Source organism: Mycobacterium nebraskense (assembly GCF_002102255.1).
GTDB lineage: Bacteria > Actinomycetota > Actinomycetes > Mycobacteriales > Mycobacteriaceae > Mycobacterium > Mycobacterium nebraskense.
Genome location: NZ_LQPH01000075.1, coordinates 1 through 1,322, shown reverse-complemented (window position 1 = coordinate 1,322; position 1,322 = coordinate 1). Strand labels below are relative to the sequence as shown.

Here is a 1,322-nt window from a genome sequence, read left to right as displayed (position 1 = left end):
CGCGTTGACTCGCCAGAAATGCGCGCGAAAGGGTGGTTCGTTGCCTCACGGAAAATGCGCGCGTACTCCCAGTGGATGGGGTTGACGTTGACTGAGCGCAGAGCAATCACCGAGGCGGCTGCGACCCGCTACCAGCTGGCGAGCAAGCGCGGTAAGAGTCGGATTCTCGACGAGTTGTGCGCCAATACGGGGTGGCACCGAAACCATGCCCGCAAGGCGCTCAAAGCGGCGCTAGAGCCCAAGATCGTCGTGGCGCGTAGTCCCCGGCCGGTGAAGTACGGGCCCGATGTCATCGCGGCACTGACGGTCTGCTGGACAGTGCTGGGAATGCCCGCCGGCAAACGGCTCGCGCCAATGCTGGGCGAACTGGTGGCAGTGCTGCGTCATTTCGGGGAGCTGTCCATCGACACGGGCACCGCCGAACTGCTGGCGTCGATGTCGGCAGCCACCATCGATCGCCGCCTGGCTGATCAGCGAGCCCAATACCAGCTCCGAGGACGTCTTGGGACAAAGCCGGGATCGCTGCTCAAAAGCCAGATCCCGGTACGCACCTGGGCTGAGTGGGACGACGCTCGGCCCGGGTTCGTCGAGATCGACCTGGTCTGGCATGACGGCGGTAACCGGGGTGGAGGCCATGCATTTACCTTGACCGTTACCGATATCGCCACCGGCTGGACCGAGAACCGGTCCGTGCCGGACAAGACCGCCAAATGCGTGCTGGCAGCACTCAATGACATCGCCCGCAAAATGCCGTTCCCGATCCTGGGCGTGGACTCTGACAACGGATCAGAATTCATCAACGACCACTTGTTGGGATGGTGCCAAGGACGCCAAATCACCTTCACCCGCGCACGACCAGGCAATAAAAACGACGGCTGTCACGTCGAGCAGAAGAACTGGACGGTGGTGCGCACCATTGTCGGCTACCACCGCTACGACACCGCCGCAGAACTGTTGCTACTCAACGAGATCTGGCAGCTGCAGTCCAGGCTGACCAACTACTTCTACCCGCAGCAGAAACTGATCTCCAAAGTCCGCGCAGGGGCCAAGGTGTCAAAAAAACACGACACCGCCACCACCCCATTCCACCGCGCAATCGATCACCCCGCCATGACCGTGGAACGCATCGTGGCCCTGACCCGGACCTACTCCTTGATCAACCCCGCCGCCACCCAACGCCAGGTCCAAGCCCTAACCGCCCAGCTCCTCACCCTCACCACCAGCAAAGCCGCACCCGGCGCCACACCACCAACAAACAAGCGCGCACGTTTACGTGAGGCAACGAATCCGCCTTCGCGCGCATCTTGAAATGAGGCAACAGG

Annotated in this window: 1 protein-coding gene; it reads left to right on the top strand. The window is 62.0% G+C overall.

Annotated elements, in window-relative coordinates:
* Positions 1-75 precede the first annotated feature (75 nt).
* Complete coding sequence (locus AWC17_RS08035) at positions 76-1,308, top strand: integrase catalytic domain-containing protein (protein ID WP_244193482.1); 1,233 nt, start codon at positions 76-78, stop codon at positions 1,306-1,308.
* Positions 1,309-1,322: the final 14 nt, after the last annotated feature.